Raw genomic sequence first — 17,463 nt, 5'->3', positions numbered from 1 at the left:
AGAAATTTTGTATAGATGCTGACGCTGGATTGTTGAAAGCTATTCTGGTTGCGTCGATATTTTTGATGATGGCAATGGTCATGTACGATTTTTCTGATGGCTATTTCAGTTTCGGATTCCATAACGCGAGTTTGGGTTTTGTGAATTTTTAATGGCAGGTTTTTTTGGGGAGTTTGTTCTGGAGATGGTTGGTTAAATTGGTTTCTGAATGGTCGAGCTGCGCTATGTTTACTTATGCTTTGTGGTTGCTTTGTCATGTTGATTTCTGAAAGCAAATGATCATGTTTGAATGGTTGTTGCTTTTACCCTTCCCTGATTGCGGACTCTCCGAAAAACTTTCTGGACGGTAATTTGCTTGAGCGGATAAGTCTGACTCCCCGCGCAATTCTATTTTACAAATAGGTTCGGAACAGTCTGATGCAGTTTGCTCGTAGAACGTAACCGCTGCCGCATGTTCTACTGAAGACATCCGGAATACCTGCTCAAGGGTTCGCGGATGGCCCGCACGAGGAGCAGCTGCATGCTTCATGAAATACCGCTTTTTGGTGTGCTGTTCAGCCCACTGGTTGTGTTTGTCCCACTCGCCCTGTTGATGTTATGGCTTACCCAATGGCTGATGCAGCGTCTGAACCTGCGGCGCTGGTTGTGGAAACCCGCCTGGTTCGATCTGTCGCTGCTGGTGTGTTACCTGGGATTAGTCGTCTGGATATGGGGAGCCTGACAATATGAAAACCGTTCTACGCGCAGGATTCACCTTGCTGGTGGCCGCCGCCGCGCTGCTGGTGGGGTATCAGGTCTGGAATCATTATCTGTATTCACCCTGGACCCGCGACGGCCGGGTACGGGCCGAAGTCATTACCCTGGCACCCGATGTGTCGGGCTGGATCACCCATCTGGATGCTGCCAACAACCGTGAAGTCAAAGCCGGTGATCTGTTGTTCACCATGGATGACCAGCGTTACAAGGCGGCCATTGCGGAAGATGAAGCCACGGTGGAAGAGGCCAAAGCGGCACTGGAACTGGCCGAACATCAGTTTCGCCGTCGTCAGCAGCTGAATGGCACCAACGCCATCAGTCAGGAAGACCTCGAAACTTTCCGTATTCATACCGATTCGGCCCGTGCCGCCCTGACTCTGGCGCGTGCCCGTCTGGCCGCCGATCGTATCGACCTTGAACGTACCCGTGTAACCGCACCGGCCGATGGCACCCTGATCAATCCGGGTCTGAACGCTGGCAGCTGGGTATCCCAGGGCAAGTCGGTGCTGTCGCTGGTCAAGGCCAACTCGTTTTATGTCACTGGCTATTTTGAAGAAACCAAACTGGCGCAGATTCACGAAGGCCAGCAGGCGACCATTACCCTGATGGGTTATCCACAACCCCTGACCGGCACCGTGATCGGTATTGGCCGTGGTATCGCCAACGCCAACACCACCGCTGATGGCCAGCTGCTGCCGCAGGTACAACAAACCTTCAACTGGGTACGCTTGGCCCAGCGCATTCCGGTAGACATCCGTCTTGATGCCATTCCGGCCGACCTGCACCTGAGTTCCGGCATGAGTGCATCGGTGCACCTGCAAGCGGTGGCAACTCCGTCTGACGCTGCCGCTGCGCAGTAAGGCCTGTTTATGAAACTGCTGCTGGAAACCCTGCTGTTACCTCGCCGTCAGGCAGTGATTTTTGCCATCAAGGGTGTGATTTCGATGGCGCTGGCCCTGTTGCTGGCGATGGCTCTGGGGCTTGATCGCCCGTACTGGGCGGTGGTCTCGGCGGTGTTCCTGCAGGTACGGCCGGAAACCGGACTGGTGATCCAGAAAGGCATGTACCAGGTAGGCGGCACGCTGGTCGGCTCGCTGGTGGGGATTCTGGTACTGGCGTTCCTGATGCCGTATCCGGAACTGGCACTCTGCTGTATTGGCCTGTGGATTGGTCTGAACTCGGCACTGGCGTCAACCGTCCGCAGCCCCAATCACACCTATGGCTTTGCCATGGCTGGTATGTCAGCAGCGCTGGTGGTGATGTTAACCATGGCGGATGCCAGTACCACCAGCAGCGCCAGTGTATTTGCCATCGCCACCTCGCGGGTGGCCGAACTGGTGTTAGGTTCACTGTGTGCGGTGCTGGTCAGCCAGCTGTTGTGGCCGGTAAGTGTCAAGGATGGCCTGCGTGCGCATGGTCGTACCCTGTTGAACGAAACCCTCAGTTACATGGCGCTGGAAACCAGCCCCGACAGTGCCCACCAACAGCGTCATCAGGCCGCCGACCGTATTCTCGACAGCCTGATGGCCATGAGTGACGACACCAGTGCGGTCGCGTTTGAAGGACCGCAGGGGCCGGGCCGCGCCCGGGCTGCCAGCCTGCTCGCCAACCGGGTGATGTCGCTGATGGCCACCGTGCAGATTCTCGGGCGCTTTCAGCGTTATTACCCGTTACAGGTTGAACCCTGGTATCAGCAGGCCATGCGCGAAACCGGCGCGGTGCTGCAAGCCGCCGCCACTACCCGTGATTACCCGGAAGCGCTGGAACTGGTGCAGGAGTTACGCCGCCGCCTGCAGGAGCAGAGCCGTCAGCAGTCGTTCAACTCCGCCCTGCAAAGCCGCATGGCCAACATGATGGTGGAGCTGTTATCCGACCTTCAGGTGGCACTGAAAGCCTGGCAGGCGCTGGAACAGCCCGATGACACCCTGCTCAAGGCCAGCTCGATCCAGACCACGCGCGACTGGTTGCCAGCCCTGATCAATGCCAGTCGTACCATGCTGATGTTCGCCATTGGCACCACCCTGTGGATCGCGACCGCCAGTCCGGCGGCACAAATGCTGATGATGATGCCGGTGGTGTTTTCCATCATGTTTTCACACCTGCCGCTGGCCACCGTATCGGTGCTGGTGAAACGTCTGGTGCAGGGCACCGCGGCGGCGGCACTTGCTGGGCTGGTAGTGTTGGCCCTGCTGGCGCAATCCAGTGGTGATGCCGAAATTCTGGTGCTGGTGATGGGGGCGTTTTATTTCCCCGGCCTGTTGCTGCTGGCCAATCGCCCAACCTTGCCGTGGGGACTGGGATTCCTGATTCCGCTGACCATTATTGTGCGCCCCGGCAACGGTATGTCGTTTGATGTCGGCACCGCCCTCAGCATTGCGCTGGGCGTAATGGTGGGCGTTGGGGTGTTGTACTGGGTGTTCCAGATCATCACCGCACCCGCCAATCAGACCATGCAACGGCGCTGGCTCGAAGCCACCGCCCGCGACCTCCGCAGCCTTGCCGAACCCGATCACAACGAAGACTGGTTCAACGGCCGGATGGGTGATCGTTTGCTGAAGCTGTCGGCATCCGACCGCACCAGTGCCGATCGTTACATCACCGACCTTGGCCTGACCGGCCTTAATCTTGGCCATGTTGCCTTGCGACTGCGACGACTGATCAGTAATGCCGAAACCACCGACGCCCGCCAGAGTTATCAACAATGGTTACACGCGGTCGCCAGCAGTTATCTCGCCGCCAGCCGGGGCGAGGAAAGCCCCCATCTCAGCCGCGCCAGCAGCCAGTTGTTACAGGCGCTGGAAGATGCCGGAATGCCGGAGAACCAGCGGGTGCTGGTGGAAGGGATGGCGTTACGGCTGCGTTCAACGTTCCAGCGCACCGCCAGAACGGTGGCAGAGGGAATGACGTTAACCGCAGCGCCGCAAGCGGGGCAGTAGTCTGGGCATTGATGCCCACAGAAGATCGCGTCTACTCGGCTTGTTAATTGGCCTGGCCGTGTGCCCTCTTGGGGGACCTTGTCCCCCGGCCGGGCGGGCCTCCCCCTGCTTTTGCCCGACTGGGCTCGTGTCTCCGTTATTCACCGACAACGGCTGTTCGACCCCGACCCGATGGCACGTCCCTGTGCCAACGGGTCTGGCGGGGCATCCATGCCCCGGCCGGGTCGGCCGTTGCGGTGAATCCCGGCTCGCCCAGATGGGCATTCTGCAGCCAGCTGCGCTGGGTGAAATCGTTGTTGATGGATACTGTTGGCCCGACGCCCGACGCCCGACGCCCGACGCCCGACGCCCGACGCCCGACGCCCGACGCCCGACTTCTGGCGTCTACTCGGCTTGTTAATTGGCCTGGCTGATTGCCCTGCCTGGGGGACCTTGTCCCCCGGCCGGGCGGCCGTCCCCCTGCTTAGCCCGACTGGGCTCGTTTACCCGGTTTTCACCGACAACGGCTTTTCGACCCCGCTCAGATGGCACATCCCTGTGCCAACTGAGCTAGCGGGGCATCCATGCCCCGGCCGGGTCGGCCGTTGCGGTGAATCCCGGCTCGCCCAGATGGGCATTCTGCAGCCAGCTGCGCTGGGTGAAATCGTTGTTGATGGATACTGTTGGCCCGACGCCCGACGCCCGACGCCCGACGCCCGACGCCCGACGCCCGACGCCCGACGCCCGACGCCCGACGCCCGACGCCCGACGCCCGACGCCCGACGCCCGACGCCCGACGCCCGACGCCCGACGTCCGACGTCCGACTTCTGGCGTCTACTCGGCTTGTTAATTGGCCTGGCTGCATGCCCTCTTGGGGGACCTTGTCCCCCGGCCGGGCGGGCCTCCCCCTGCTTTTGCCCGGCTGGGCTCATGTCTCCGGTTTTCACCGACAACGGCGTTTCGACCCCGGCCCGATGGCACGTCCATGTGCCAACGGGCCTTGCGGGGCATCCATGCCCCGGCCGGGTCGGCCGTTGCGGTGAATTCCGGCTCGCCCAGATGGGCATTTTGTAGCCACCTTCGGTGGGCGAAGTCGGTGTGCTGGTGGATGCTGTTCGTCAGACGTCAGACGTCAGACGTCAGACGTCAGACGCCCGACGCCCGACGCCCGACGCCCGACGCCCGACGCCCGACGCCCGACGCCCGACGCCCGACGCCCGACGCCCGACGCCCGACACCCTCCGGCCGCTTACCAATACCCGAGCATGCTCCACCAGATTCCACCGACGACGGCCCAGACGGCGAGGTTGACGATGCTCATCACAAACCCGGCGACCCACCAGTTCTCCATGGAGACATAACCGGAGCCGAAGATAATCGGTGAGGTGCCGGTGGCGTAGTGGGTGAGGGACATCATCAGTGATGACGCGCCGGCCAGCAGCAGGGCGAGGAACATGGGTGGTGCGCCCAGTGCCAGTCCGGCGGCGAAGAAGGCGGCGAACATGGCGGTGATGTGGGCGGTGGTGCTGGCGAAGAAGTAGTGGGCGTAGAAGTACACGCCAACCAGTACCAGCACGGATACTTGCCAGATCAGGCCAAAACCGGCGATGTTGGTTTCCACCAGGCCCGAGAACCATTGCACCAGCCCGAGTTTGTTGAGGAAGGTGGCCATCATCACCAGCGCGGAGAACCACATGATGGTGTCCCAGGCGGATTTTTCCTTGAGGACGTCGTCCCAGCTGAGGACACCGGTGACCAGCAGGATCGACAGGCCGAGGAAGGCAACAGCGGTGGTGTCGAAGGCCCAGCCAGCGCCCAGCAGCAGGGCGGGGATGCCGGCCCACAGCAGCAGTAACAGACCGAATACGCCGATCATGACCTTTTCGCCATAGCTCATGGGCCCCATGGCGGTCAGTTGTTCATGGGCGAAGTGGCGGGCATTGGGTGTGCTTTTGATTTCAGGCGGGTAGACGGCGTAGATCACCAGTGGCATCAGCAGCATACAGATCAGGCCCGGTAACAGCGCCGCCAGCGCCCAGGTGCTCCAGCTCAGGCTGATCTGGGCACCGGTGGTGTCGGCAATCAGTTTGACGACAAGCGGGTTAGGGGCGGTGGCGGTGATAAACATGGCCGAGGTGATCGGGTTGCTGTGGTAGTTCACCAGCGACAGGTAGTGGCCAATCTTGCGTTCGGTGCCTTGTTCCGGCGAGGAGCCAAAACTGCTGGCAATGGATTTCATGATGGGGTGGATGATACCGCCGCCACGGGCGGTATTGCTTGGTGTTACCGGTGCCAGTACCAGTTCCGACAGGGCCAGCGCGTAACCAACTCCAAGGGTCTTTTTGCCGAACCAGGCAATAAAGTGATAACCGATACGATTACCCAGGCCGGTTTTGGCCAGGCCTCGGGAAATCATGATGGCGATACCAATCAGCCAGATCAGCGAGTTGGAAAAGCCGCTGAGGGCATCGGCAATGGCGAGCGCCGGTTTGTCGTTGGTGACACCGGTGAGCGCCACCAAGCCTATCGACAGCAGCGCGACGGCGCCAATCGGCATGGCCTTGCCAATAATCGCGGCAATGGTGCCAACAAACAGTGCCAGCAGATGCCAGGCGTTTGGGGTAACCCCGACCGGCACCGGAATAACAAACCAGATCAATAACGTGATTGCAGCTGCCACCAGGGCAGGAATCAGGGCAACACCACCGGCTTTCATACTTACTCCTTCAATCACGGCCTCACACTGCTGGGCCGACTCTGTGCATCAGACGGAAACGGCATGAGAACGTCTGTTTCCTGACTTTTCCGAGCATAAGGCGGCCCATTACGCGCAGGCTTGATCCGGCTCATTCTTACGGCTGCCCGGCTGAAATGAACTGTCATCAAAAGTGCACCAATCGCGATGTTTGGCGCATCCAGTGCAGGTGGCTGGTGGTCACAGGCAAATGGGGCGATTTGGGGAGGGAAGCGAGAGTGGACAGTCAGGTGTGCAATTGAAGGAATTTTCACGCCTTGCCCAAAAAGGCAACGGGACGTCGTGTTTTGCAAACTGCGACATCAAGGAACGCGGCTAAATACACCTACGGCCCCCCCTCGCAACCGTTAGCAAATAACGGGGTTGCGGCCCAGGCAGAAAAGACAGTCATTTTTGAGGCACGCGTATGGAAAAGTATTCTGCGCTCGGTTTGCTGAAGCACTCTCTCAGCAACCATGAAAACTGGCCAAGGTTGTGGCACAACCCGACCCCGAAGAAAAAGTACGACATCATTATTGTGGGCGGCGGCGGTCACGGTCTGGCTACCGCTTATTACCTGGCCAAGAACCACGGCATCACCAACGTGGCGGTGCTGGAAAAAGGTTGGCTGGGCGGCGGTAACACCGCTCGTAACACCACCATCGTGCGTTCCAACTACCTGTGGGATGAATCCGCACGTCTGTACGAACACGCTCTGAAACTGTGGGAAGGCCTGTCTCAGGACCTGAACTACAACGTGATGTTCTCCCAGCGTGGCGTGTATCACCTGTGTCACACCCTGCAGGATATCCGCGACAACGAACGTCTGGTGTCGGCCAACCGCCTCAATGGCATCGACAACGAGATGATTGATGCCGAGCAGCTGCAGCGTGAAATTCCGCTGCTGGATTGTTCCCGTAATACCCGTTTCCCGGTTCTGGGCGCTTCTGTTCAGCGTCGTGCCGGTAACGCTCGTCACGACGCCGTAGCCTGGGGTTATGCCCGTGCTGCCGCCGCACTGGGTGTGGATCTGATCCAGCAGTGTGAAGTGGTTGATATGGTCATTGAAAACGGCGCGATTACTGGCGTGAAGACCCGTCAGCACGGCGTTATCAAGGCTGACCGCGTAGGTTGTGTGGCTGCTGGTAACTCCGGCGTTCTGGCCAAAATGGCCGGTTTTGAACTGCCTGTTGAGTCGCACCCACTGCAAGCGCTGGTTTCCGAACCGATCAAACCGGTTCTCGATACCGTAGTAATGTCCAACCACGTACACGGTTACATGAGCCAGTCCGACAAGGGCGACCTGGTAATCGGTGCGGGTATCGACAGCTGGGTTGGTTACGGCCAGCGCGGTTCCTACTCCATCATCGAACACACGATTCAGGCGATTGTGGAAATGTTCCCGGCGGTCAGCCGTGTCCGTATGAACCGTCAATGGGGCGGTATCGTGGATACATGCCCTGACGCCTGCCCGATCATTACGGCTACTCCTGTTCGTAACCTGTTCTTCAACTGCGGTTGGGGTACTGGTGGCTTCAAGGCAACTCCAGGTTCAGGCCACGTATTTGCTGAAACCCTGGCGCTGGGCAAAGCGGCTCCACTGGCCGAACCGTTCAGCATGTTCCGCTTCCACAGCGGTGCCCTGATTGACGAACACGGCGCTGCGGCTGTAGCGCACTAATCCGGAGGAGCTGTCCAAATGTTGCATATTTTTTGTCCTCACTGCGGTGAATACCGTGAGGAAGAAGAGTTCCGTTGCAAGGGCCAGGCACACATTGCCCGCCCTCTGGATCCGGAAGCCTGCTCCGACGAAGAGTGGGGTCACTTCATGTTCTTCCGTCAGAACACTCGTGGCCAGCACCGTGAACTGTGGGTGCACTCCACCGGTTGTCGCAAGCACTTCAACGTGATTCGCAACACCGTGACTTACGAGATTGAAAAGGTCTACCTGGTCGGTACCAAACCTGAAACTGAAGGGGCTGCGTCATGAGCCAAACCAATCGTCTGTCCAGCGGTGGTCTGATTGACCGTCGCAAACCTCTGAGTTTCCAGTACAACGGCAAACAGTATCAGGGCTACGAAGGTGACACCCTGGCGTCTGCCCTGCTGGCCAACGGCGTTGACATTATCGGCCGTTCCTTCAAGTACAGCCGTCCACGTGGCATCGTGGCCGCGGGTGCTGAAGAGCCGAACGCAGTAATGCAGATTGGTGCTTCCGAAGCTACCCAGATCCCGAACGTGCGTGCTACCCAGCAAGCGCTGTATGAAGGTCTGGTGTCTTCTGCCACCAACGGCTGGCCAAATGTGGACTTCGACGTGATGTCTTACGTAGGCAAGATCGGCGGCAAAATGATGCCACCGGGCTTCTACTACAAGACCTTCATGTGGCCACAAACCATGTGGCCAACCTACGAAAAATACATTCGTAAGGCCGCTGGTCTGGGCCGTTCTTCTACCATGAAGGACCCTGACCAGTACGACACCCTGAACCATCACTGCGACGTGATGATTGTGGGTGCTGGTCCTACCGGTCTGGCTGCTGCTCGCGCTGCTGCCGCTACTGGTGCACGTGTGATCATTGCTGACGAACAGGAAATGTTCGGTGGCTCCCTGCTGTCTTCCCGCGAGCTGATCAACGGCAAACCGGCGATTGACTGGGTACGTACTGTGGTTGACGAACTGTCTGCCAACCCTGACGTTGTGATGCTGCCACGCAGCACCGTTAACGGTTACCACGACCACAACTTCGTGACCATTCACGAACGTCGTGCTGATCACATCGGTGACCGCGCGCCGGTAGGTATGACCCGTCAGCGTATGCACCGCGTACGTGCTCACTGGGTTGTACTGGCGACTGGTGCCCAGGAACGTCCACTGGTATTCGCTCATAACGACGTACCAGGTGTGATGCTGGCATCTGCCGTGACCACCTACATCGAACGTTTCGGCGTAGTACCAGGTAACGAACTGGTGCTGATGACCAGCAACGACGACGCTTACCTGACTGCCCTGTCATGGGCCAGCACTGGCCGCAAGGTTGTGGCAGTGGTGGACAGCCGTGCCAAGGCTGACGGTGACCTGGTGAAACAGGTGATCGACAAGGGTATCCGTGTGATTTTCGGTTCTGCTGTATACGACGTTGACGGTGGCACTCGTGTCAAAGCCGCGCGTATCTCCGGCCTGACCGCTGATGGCAAGAAACTGACTGGCAAGAGCGAAACCCTGAGCTGCGATACCATTGCCAGTTCCGGTGGCTGGAGCCCGGTTGTGCATCTGTCTTGCCACACTGGCAGCCGTCCGGTATGGGACGACAACATCATCGGTTTTGTACCGGGTGAGACTCAGCAGAAACAACTGATTGCGGGTGGTATCCGTGGTCACTACGACCTGCTGGACTGCCTGACCGAAGGTATGAACTGTGGTTACGTAGCGGCTGAACGCAGTGGTTACGGCCCGGTTGGCAAACGCCCTGAATACAAGGTGGCCCGTATCCGTCGCAGCCCGGCTATGCCGCTGTTCCTGGTACCGCACCTGAAGCCAATCAGCCAGGCGCCAAAACAGTTCGTAGACCTGCAGAACGACGTGACTTCCGCTGGTATCGAACTGGCGACTCGCGAAGGTTTTGAATCCATCGAACACGTAAAACGTTACACCGCGATGGGCTTTGGTACTGACCAGGGCAAGCTGGGTAACATCAACGGTATGGCGATTACGGCTCAGGTTCTGGGCAAGAGCATCGCTGAAACCGGTACTACCGTGTTCCGTCCGAACTACACCCCGATTACGTTCGGTGCTATCGCCGGTCGTAACTGTGGTGAGCTGTTCGACGCCAAACGTTACAGCGCCATGCAGCCATGGCACGAAGAAAACGGTGCCCTGTTCGAAGACGTGGGCCAGTGGAAGCGTCCATGGTATTTCCCGAAATCCGGTGAAACCATGCAGCAGTCCCTGAACCGTGAAGTGCTGGCTGTCCGTAACAGCGTAGGTATCCTCGACGCTTCTACCCTCGGCAAGATCGACATCCAGGGTAAAGACGCTCGTGAGTTCCTGGCGCGTGTGTACACCAACGCCTGGGCCAAACTGGGTGTGGGCAAGTGCCGTTATGGTCTGATGTGTAAAGAAGACGGCATGGTGTTCGACGACGGTGTGACTTCCTGTCTGGCCGAAAACCACTTCCTGATGACCACCACCACTGGCGGTGCGGCACGGGTTCTGGAATGGCTGGAACTGTACCACCAGACTGAATGGCCAGAACTGGAAGTCTACATGACCTCTGTGACTGACCACTGGGCCACCATGACCATTTCTGGTCCTAACAGCCGTAAGCTGCTGGCTCAACTGACTGACGACATCGATCTGGACAAGGACACCTTCAAGTTCATGGACTGGCGTCCAGGTACGGTAGCCGGTGTGCCAGCTCGTGTGTTCCGTATTTCCTTTACCGGTGAACTCTCCTACGAGATCAACGTATCTGCCAACCACGGTCTGCAGGTATGGAAGAAGCTGATGGAAGTCGGCAAGCAGTACGACATTACTCCGTACGGCACCGAAACCATGCACGTTCTGCGTGCTGAAAAAGGCTTCATCATCGTTGGTCAGGACACTGACAGCACCCTGACCCCGTACGATCTGGGCATGGGCTGGGCTGTGGCTCCAACCAAACCGTTCAGCTTCATCGGCAAGCGCGGTATGGCTCGTGAAGATGCAGTTAAACCGAATCGTAAACAGCTGGTTGGTCTGATGGCCAAGAAACCGGATGTGGTGATTCCGGAAGGCTCCCAGGCGGTTGCCAACCCGAACCAGCCAATTCCGATGACCATGCTGGGTCACATCACCTCCAGCTACTACAGCGCTACGCTGGGTCGCAGCATTGCCATGGGTCTGATCCGTGGTGGCCTCGACCGCATGGGTGAAACTGTGTACTACCCACAGGCTGACGGTTCCGTAATTGAAGCCGAAATCTGCAGCCCTGTGTTCTACGATCCTAAAGGAGACCGCCAGAATGTCTGAAGTACTGGAACCTAAAAAAGCGTCCGCTGCAGGCACTGTGGCGTCTGCCGAACCTGTATACGCTCTGATGGATCAGCGTCCTGCCGACATGAGCAACGCTGAAAGCCCACTCAGCCGTTTCCGCTGGCAGGTAAGCTCCAGCGGCAAGAACGTCGGTGTGGTTGCGCGTGAACTGGCCCTGCTGGGCCACTTCATCCTGCGTGGCAACGTTGCCAACGCGGATTTCGTAAAAGGTGCCGCCGAGGTACTGGGCGTTGAACTGCCAGGTACTCTGAAGAGCAACGCCAAGGGTAACCTGGTAGTGCGCTGGCTGGCGCCAGACGAATGGCTGATCACCGTTCCGGGTGAACAGGCATTCGCCATCGAGTCCAACCTGCGCAAGCGTCTGACAGGTCATTATTCACTGGTGAACGTATCCGGTGGCCAGACCCTGCTGGTACTGAGCGGCGCTGATGCCGTTAACGTACTGCGCAAGAGCTGCCACTACGACGTCCACGACCGCAACTTCCCGGTTGGCAAAGTAGTTGGTACTACCTTCGCCAAGGCCCAGTGTGTGATCCGTCGCGCTGGCCAGCAGGAGTGGGAACTGGTGATTCGTCGCAGTTTCGCGGATTACCTGGCTGCCTGGATTCAGGATGCAGCCCAGGAGTATGGATTTGCGGTGAAGTGATCCGCAGGGCTTCGGCCCGCTGATCACACCGCACACAGCGTTCGTTCGCCCGTTCCGAGGGGGCTCAGATGGAGCGGGCGAACGACAACCCCCCTACTGTGGAAGGATAATCATCATGACCCCGAGCAATGCCCCGGCGACCGCTACTGAGGATCGCCTCTATGTTCTGACCGGCACTTGCCCGAGTGTTCTGGGCAGCGTCGAACTGGTAACCGGCTTCCTGTTTCAGCGCCGTTGTTACGTTACCGAATTACAGACCTTCGACGATACCGAAGGTAAGCAGTTTTATATCCGCGCCGAATTCCGCCCGATGGACGACATCGACATCGAAGTGGTGCGCAATGAATTTGCCGAAGCCGCCAGCCGTTATGACATGACCTGGCAGATTCGCGACTCCCGTCGTCCGACCCGTTGCCTGATCATGGTGTCCAAATACGATCACTGCCTGCAGGATCTGTTGCACCGATACCAGACCGGCCATCTCAACATTGATATCGCCGCGATTGTTTCCAACCACCCGGACCTGCAAGGTCTGGCGGCCTGGCATGGTATTCCGTATTACCACCTGCCGATCAGCGCCGAGACCAAAGCCCGTCAGGAAGCCCAGGTATGGCATCTGATCGAACAGACCGGTGCTGAACTGGTGGTGCTCGCCCGTTACATGCAGGTGTTGTCGGAAGACATGTGCAGCAAGCTGCATGGTAAAGCCATCAACATTCACCACTCCCTGTTGCCCGGTTTCAAGGGTGCACGCCCGTATCACCAGGCCTGGGAAAAAGGCGTCAAGCTGGTGGGGGCCACCGCGCACTACGTCAGTGAAGATCTCGATGAAGGCCCGATTATCAGTCAGGGTGTGGAAGCCGTGGATCACAGCTTTACCCCGGAAAAACTGGCCAACAAGGGCCGTGATATTGAACGTCTGACCCTCGCCAAAGCCGTCAAGTTACACTCCGAACACCGGGTGTTCCTGACCGGCAACCGCACTGTGGTATTTGCCGGACACAACTGAGCCGGAATACCGCCAGGTTATTACCTGACACCCGTTTCACCACCAGCGCCGCTGCAGATTCTGTCGCGGCGTTGGTGTTTCTGGTGCATTCAAACTTTGCTGGTTGTTTGCAGAACAACGCGCCAGAACCCGGCATAATGGCGCCGACAACCGGGAGTTCGATTCTTGTATGTGGCAAATCTTCAGTGGGCGTAAATCCTTTGCGGATCCAGTGGTGGGAAACTACCGGCTCAATCGTCTTGGCCTGCATCTGGGCCGCATCTGGCTGGCAGACCGAATGCTCGCGGGGCGTCGACGTTTACTGGGGCTGAATCTGTCCAGCGCGCATCTGCAAACCCTCAAGAAAGACGGCATTGTGGTGATCCACAACTTCCTGCCCGACGACATCTACCAGCAACTCAAACAGCAATCGCTGGCCTTGATGGAGCAGGTGGATAACGAGTATCCGGTGCTCAATCACGGTGATCGCGGTTTTGGCCCGAAACGCCAGTTCAAGGGCGGTTTTGACCGTTTTGACGGCGGCAGTCTCAATCGTTTTTATGACATGCCGGAGCAGGGCATTTTTGCCCACTGGCTCAACGAACCCCGCTTGCGCAGCCTCGTCAGCCTTGGTGCGGGCAATCGTTTCGACAACCGTTTTCGCTTGTATCGCCTGCGTCATGGTGATGAAGGTGATAACCCGGACAACCAGCGTCTGGCCCACAAGGACACTTTCCACTCCAGCATCAAAATGTGGTTTTCACTGTCAGACGTGACCCTGGATGACGGCCCGTTCTGTTATGCCGCTGGCACCCATCGGATGACCCGCCAGCGTCGCCAGTGGGAATACCAGCGCAGCCTGCACGCCGCCAGAAACAACCTCGGTGGTGCTTTCCGGATCAGTGAAGAGGATATCCGAGAACTGTTCGGTGCCGAACTCAAACCGTATCCGGTGCCGGAAAATACCCTGGTGCTGGCCGACGTGCGCGGATTCCACTGCCGTGGTAATGCCGTGGCTGGCCGCGAACGCCTGAGTATCTACGGCAGTTACCGGCCAACCCCGTTCAAGCCGTTACCCTGATGGGGATCATCGGAAGCTGTCAGGCGCGATCTGACAGATGCCCGATGCTTGCAGTTACCGGTGTGGCGGATTACCGTCGCGGCTGTTTTGTTTCCTGAAACCTCTTTGCGAGTGGAGCACTTATGAACCTGATCGAACTGGGTGAAAACACCGATTGTGAATACGACTCCGAGCACCAGTGTGCTGCCAACACCTATCCGGACTGTGATCGTCTGGTGCACTGTGTTGCGGTTCAGGACCAGCCAACCGACCAGTGGCAGCTGCACAACCTGCATTTCGCTGATGCTGAAGAAGTGGAACTGGGCGATGCCGAATATGAAGGTGAGCTGACTTACCACAGCGTGATTCAGGTGAACTTCTGCCCATTCTGCGGCGACCGTCTGCAAGCCTGATTCTGGCGCTTGGCAACATAACCGGTGTTATCCGGTTATGTGGCTACTGCCGAAGACAAGCTCCGCGATCTCGATGATGCCGCTGCTGTCGTACCGCCTGCTGGTTCCGCACGCTGCGCTGGTGATAGGGCCGGGGCTGGCTCAGGCCAGGCGGGTCTTGCGAGATGTGGCAGCATGGGGCCACTCATCACGTGAGAACGCCTCTATGTTTTTCATCGGAATGTGATCACTGGTGTCGCGCCCATACCAGGTGTGCACAATTTCGCCCTGTTCAGAAATCAGGAAGTCCGCTGGCACCAGTTTGACGTAGGGGTTTTTCATATCGCCATGGCCGCCTTTCATCATGCCGCCAATGATACGGGGCATGCGAAACAGGATGGCTTTCACCAGTGCCCAACCGGAGTGCTGGATGCCATAGCGCTCATAAAGATACAGGTTCGGGTCGCTCAGCAAGGTAAACGGGCGAGGGTGGCGAGCGACGAAGCGCCGAACATCTTCCGAGGGCGAGCTGAATACCGCGATGATGTGCAGATTATTGGCTTGCAGTTGTTCGTACTGGCGGGTCAGTTCGTACAGGCGCAGGTTGCAAAACGGACAGGCGGCATCCCTGAAGAATGCCAGTAACACTTTCTTGCCAACAAAGTCCTGCAGTCGCACGCGGTTTCCGTAGACGTCGTGGCTATCGAAGTTGATCGGCTGGCATGGTGCACTGAGTGGCATGGGGTATCCTCGTCAAAGATCGAAATAGTAGTTCATCTGGATGATTAGTCGGCCCCGTTGGGGTTTTCTTACAGTGGCGAATAAAAAAAGTTCGTCTGTCTATGCGCTGGCTATGTCAGGCTCCTGCCGTTGGCTGCTGCTGATGCTTTCTGTTGATTCAGGCGCCTCCTGTTGATTCTGGCTCTTTCTGTTGATTCTGGTTCTGCTGTTGATTCTGGTTCTGCTGTTGATTCTGGCTCTTCTTGTTGAGGGTACGGGTTTTCGGGTTATGCGCCGGATTCGGCGCTGGGGTATTTCCGAATGTCAGAAATGTCGATATATCCCTGTCGTTTTATATTTCGATTGTTGTGACGGATAACCGTTTTTTATCGCCGATATAGTGCCGAAGTGCTAGGGACCCTCTGAATAACTCGGTGCCCGCTCTGGCTTATCGGGATGGTGATGAATCACGAAGCCGGTTTGATGGCATAGCGGGCTACGTCAAAAACCGGCGACACAGAGTCATCACCATCCCGAAAGCCCCGAAGGGCGCGGGCTGCAGCGCATTTGAGCGGTGTTGACGAACTTGAAAAGGACTCGTCATTTCGCTGCGTTCGTCGCCTTGCTCACACACGCTGCAGCACTCGCGCAGAGCTGTGCAGAGTTATTCAGAGTGTCCTTAATTCCGGCCAATCGTATAATGAATATATGAATCAGAAGTTCCCTTGTATTTGTCGTCGACAGACGGATGTAGCCAGCGGCGACAATAGCTGTCGTCGTTATGCAATATTGTGTCGCAGCATGTGGAATGACGATGGGGTCCTGTTACTAATCTGATCAACATATGAGCGCGGATATGTTCCGGTTCATGCAGATGTTTGACGAGCCAGAAAACGGGAATTCATCGGAGAGTAATATGCATTATAAAAAACTTTCGCTGGCAGTTGCGGTTGCAGCTGTATGTTCACAGCCGGCGTTGGCCGTTCCAAACGCAGAAATCTACGGCTTTGTGGATATGGGCCTGGAACAGTACTCTGAAAGTGGTGCTGTTGGTGGTGCGGATATTTTCCAGGGTGGTTATTCCCCGACTGGTAACTCCAACGACCAGACCGTTGCCATGAGCAACAACGTGACCTCCCGCATCGGCGTGCGTGGCAAGGAAGCTCACGAAAGTGGCTGGACCGGCAGCTACAACCTCGAATTTGCCGCCAACGTGCTCGACAACGGTGGTGATGCACTGGCTACCCGTCAGGGCTGGCTTGCTCTGAGCAAGGGCGACCATGAATTCAAATTTGGTGCCCAGTGGTCGCCGCTGTTTGGTTACAGCGCCTGGAACACCAACCAGGGTGAAGCCCATGGTCTGGCCTCTTACTACTACGTGGTCGACCAGCTGCCAGGTTCCATGGCGTACGGTTTCCGTAACGACAGCACCATGTCCTACACCTACGGCAGCGGCCCATATGCCGACAGCCCGTTCACCGGCACCGTAGCCCTGCACATCGCTGAAGATAACCGCAAGACTGACGCTGGTGATCTGGTGAACGACAGTGGTATCACCGGTTACACCCTGGGTGCCGCCAGCAGCTTCGGCGCGGCCACCATCAACGCTGCTTACGCCCAGAGCGTTGCCAAGCAGAGCGACGCTGCCCGTCTGGCCGGTGTCGACGTTACCGAACCATACGTATGGACTCTGGGTGGCAAGTACCAGGCTTCCAAACAACTGGGCTTTGGTCTGGCCTACCGTGTGTCTGACAACGATACCGGTGTCGACAGCAAGCGTTACAGCCTGACCGGTTCTGTTCAGTACAGCGTTGATAACCTCGACCTGCACGCTGGTGTGGCCAAGGGTGAAGCGGAAGACGACAGCGCTCGTCAGCTGGACGGTAACTTCTTCACCCAGGCGATTTACCACCTGAGCGAATCCCGTCACGTACGTTTCGAATATGAGCAGGTTGATTACGGCAGCGATGGCGATGCCCACGTTGTGCTGGTCAGTATGCGTCAGAGTTTCTGATTTCTGTTCTGTACCTTCATCGGTGCCCGTCTCATCCACGGCTTTTGCTCACCTTCGGGTGAGCTTTTTTTTTGCCTTGTTGGCAGCGAATATGCTCTGGCGTCTGGCCGGGCCGCGATCGGATCTGGCGTCTGGCGTCTGGCGTCTGGCGTCTGGCGTCTGGCGTCTGGCGCTTTGCGGCTACGCTGCTTGTTAACTTGCTA

13 protein-coding genes are annotated in these 17,463 nt (G+C 57.8%); 11 read left to right on the top strand and 2 right to left on the bottom strand.

Going from position 1 to position 17,463, the window contains the following annotated elements; all coding sequences use genetic code 11:
* Positions 1–520: 520 nt before the first annotated feature.
* The 3 genes from OUO13_RS19175 to OUO13_RS19165 are packed head-to-tail and all read left to right on the top strand — an operon-like array spanning position 521 to position 3,692.
* Complete coding sequence (locus OUO13_RS19175) at positions 521–721, top strand: DUF1656 domain-containing protein (protein WP_283175519.1); 201 nt, start codon at positions 521–523, stop codon at positions 719–721.
* Positions 722–725: 4 nt separating this feature from the next.
* Entirely contained in the window at positions 726–1,616 is an 891-nt protein-coding gene (locus OUO13_RS19170) for an efflux RND transporter periplasmic adaptor subunit (protein WP_283175518.1), read from the top strand.
* 9 nt (positions 1,617–1,625) lie between these two features.
* Entirely contained in the window at positions 1,626–3,692 is a 2,067-nt protein-coding gene (locus tag OUO13_RS19165; RefSeq protein WP_283175517.1) for an FUSC family protein, read from the top strand.
* Positions 3,693–4,921: 1,229 nt separating this feature from the next.
* Here the strand turns inward: OUO13_RS19165 and OUO13_RS19160 are convergent.
* Entirely contained in the window at positions 4,922–6,406 is a 1,485-nt protein-coding gene (locus tag OUO13_RS19160) for an anion permease (protein WP_283175516.1), read from the bottom strand.
* A gap of 427 nt (positions 6,407–6,833) precedes the next feature.
* Between OUO13_RS19160 and OUO13_RS19155 the strand changes: the two genes are divergently transcribed.
* The 7 genes from OUO13_RS19155 to OUO13_RS19125 all read left to right on the top strand — a co-directional run bounded on the left by OUO13_RS19155 (position 6,834) and on the right by OUO13_RS19125 (position 14,547).
* Positions 6,834–8,087, top strand: a complete 1,254-nt coding sequence (locus OUO13_RS19155; RefSeq protein ID WP_283175515.1) for a sarcosine oxidase subunit beta family protein — start codon at positions 6,834–6,836, stop codon at positions 8,085–8,087.
* An 18-nt stretch (positions 8,088–8,105) separates the two neighbouring features.
* On the top strand, positions 8,106–8,396 hold the full coding sequence (locus OUO13_RS19150; RefSeq protein WP_283175514.1) for a sarcosine oxidase subunit delta: 291 nt from the start codon (positions 8,106–8,108) through the stop codon (positions 8,394–8,396).
* Positions 8,393–11,416: a sarcosine oxidase subunit alpha gene (locus OUO13_RS19145; RefSeq protein ID WP_283175513.1), complete on the top strand. Its 3,024-nt coding sequence runs from the start codon at positions 8,393–8,395 to the stop codon at positions 11,414–11,416. The genes OUO13_RS19150 and OUO13_RS19145 overlap by 4 nt, the downstream gene beginning before the upstream one ends.
* Positions 11,409–12,086: a sarcosine oxidase subunit gamma gene (locus OUO13_RS19140; protein WP_283175512.1), complete on the top strand. Its 678-nt coding sequence runs from the start codon at positions 11,409–11,411 to the stop codon at positions 12,084–12,086. The genes OUO13_RS19145 and OUO13_RS19140 overlap by 8 nt, the downstream gene beginning before the upstream one ends.
* A 115-nt stretch (positions 12,087–12,201) precedes the next feature.
* On the top strand, positions 12,202–13,095 hold the full coding sequence (gene purU, locus OUO13_RS19135; protein WP_283175511.1) for a formyltetrahydrofolate deformylase: 894 nt from the start codon (positions 12,202–12,204) through the stop codon (positions 13,093–13,095).
* A 169-nt stretch (positions 13,096–13,264) separates the two neighbouring features.
* Positions 13,265–14,155 (top strand): phytanoyl-CoA dioxygenase family protein, encoded by an 891-nt coding sequence (locus OUO13_RS19130; protein WP_283175510.1) that lies wholly within the window; start codon positions 13,265–13,267, stop codon positions 14,153–14,155.
* Between the two features lie 122 nt (positions 14,156–14,277).
* Positions 14,278–14,547 carry a hypothetical protein gene (locus tag OUO13_RS19125; protein ID WP_283175509.1) on the top strand — a complete coding sequence of 90 codons (270 nt, stop codon included), beginning with the start codon at positions 14,278–14,280 and terminating at the stop codon, positions 14,545–14,547.
* Positions 14,548–14,688: 141 nt separating this feature from the next.
* On the opposite strand, the gene OUO13_RS19120 is transcribed toward OUO13_RS19125, so the two are convergent.
* Positions 14,689–15,267 (bottom strand): peroxiredoxin family protein, encoded by a 579-nt coding sequence (locus OUO13_RS19120; RefSeq protein WP_283175508.1) that lies wholly within the window; start codon positions 15,265–15,267, stop codon positions 14,689–14,691.
* A gap of 895 nt (positions 15,268–16,162) precedes the next feature.
* Here OUO13_RS19120 and OUO13_RS19115 point away from each other — a divergent pair.
* Entirely contained in the window at positions 16,163–17,260 is a 1,098-nt protein-coding gene (locus tag OUO13_RS19115) for a porin (protein ID WP_283175507.1), read from the top strand.
* The last annotated feature ends 203 nt before the right edge of the window (positions 17,261–17,463 follow it).

The sequence above is a fragment of the Parathalassolituus penaei genome, assembly GCF_026626885.1.
Taxonomy (GTDB): domain Bacteria; phylum Pseudomonadota; class Gammaproteobacteria; order Pseudomonadales; family Oceanobacteraceae; genus Oceanobacter; species Oceanobacter penaei.
The sequence above is the reverse complement of the archived record's forward strand: the minus strand, read 5'-3'. Positions and strand labels throughout refer to the sequence as shown.

What these genes read in the sequence shown, in the direction of transcription:
- OUO13_RS19175 (WP_283175519.1), top strand. Translation starts at nt 521, where the DNA reads ATGCTTCATGAAATACCGCTTTTTGGTGTGCTGTTCAGCCCACTGGTT.
- OUO13_RS19170 (WP_283175518.1), top strand. Translation starts at nt 726, where the DNA reads ATGAAAACCGTTCTACGCGCAGGATTCACCTTGCTGGTGGCCGCCGCC.
- OUO13_RS19165 (WP_283175517.1), top strand. Translation starts at nt 1,626, where the DNA reads ATGAAACTGCTGCTGGAAACCCTGCTGTTACCTCGCCGTCAGGCAGTG.
- OUO13_RS19155 (WP_283175515.1), top strand. Translation starts at nt 6,834, where the DNA reads ATGGAAAAGTATTCTGCGCTCGGTTTGCTGAAGCACTCTCTCAGCAAC.
- OUO13_RS19150 (WP_283175514.1), top strand. Translation starts at nt 8,106, where the DNA reads ATGTTGCATATTTTTTGTCCTCACTGCGGTGAATACCGTGAGGAAGAA.
- OUO13_RS19145 (WP_283175513.1), top strand. Translation starts at nt 8,393, where the DNA reads ATGAGCCAAACCAATCGTCTGTCCAGCGGTGGTCTGATTGACCGTCGC.
- OUO13_RS19140 (WP_283175512.1), top strand. Translation starts at nt 11,409, where the DNA reads ATGTCTGAAGTACTGGAACCTAAAAAAGCGTCCGCTGCAGGCACTGTG.
- purU (WP_283175511.1), top strand. Translation starts at nt 12,202, where the DNA reads ATGACCCCGAGCAATGCCCCGGCGACCGCTACTGAGGATCGCCTCTAT.
- OUO13_RS19130 (WP_283175510.1), top strand. Translation starts at nt 13,265, where the DNA reads ATGTGGCAAATCTTCAGTGGGCGTAAATCCTTTGCGGATCCAGTGGTG.
- OUO13_RS19125 (WP_283175509.1), top strand. Translation starts at nt 14,278, where the DNA reads ATGAACCTGATCGAACTGGGTGAAAACACCGATTGTGAATACGACTCC.
- OUO13_RS19120 (WP_283175508.1), bottom strand. Translation starts at nt 15,267, where the DNA reads ATGCCACTCAGTGCACCATGCCAGCCGATCAACTTCGATAGCCACGAC.
- OUO13_RS19115 (WP_283175507.1), top strand. Translation starts at nt 16,163, where the DNA reads ATGCATTATAAAAAACTTTCGCTGGCAGTTGCGGTTGCAGCTGTATGT.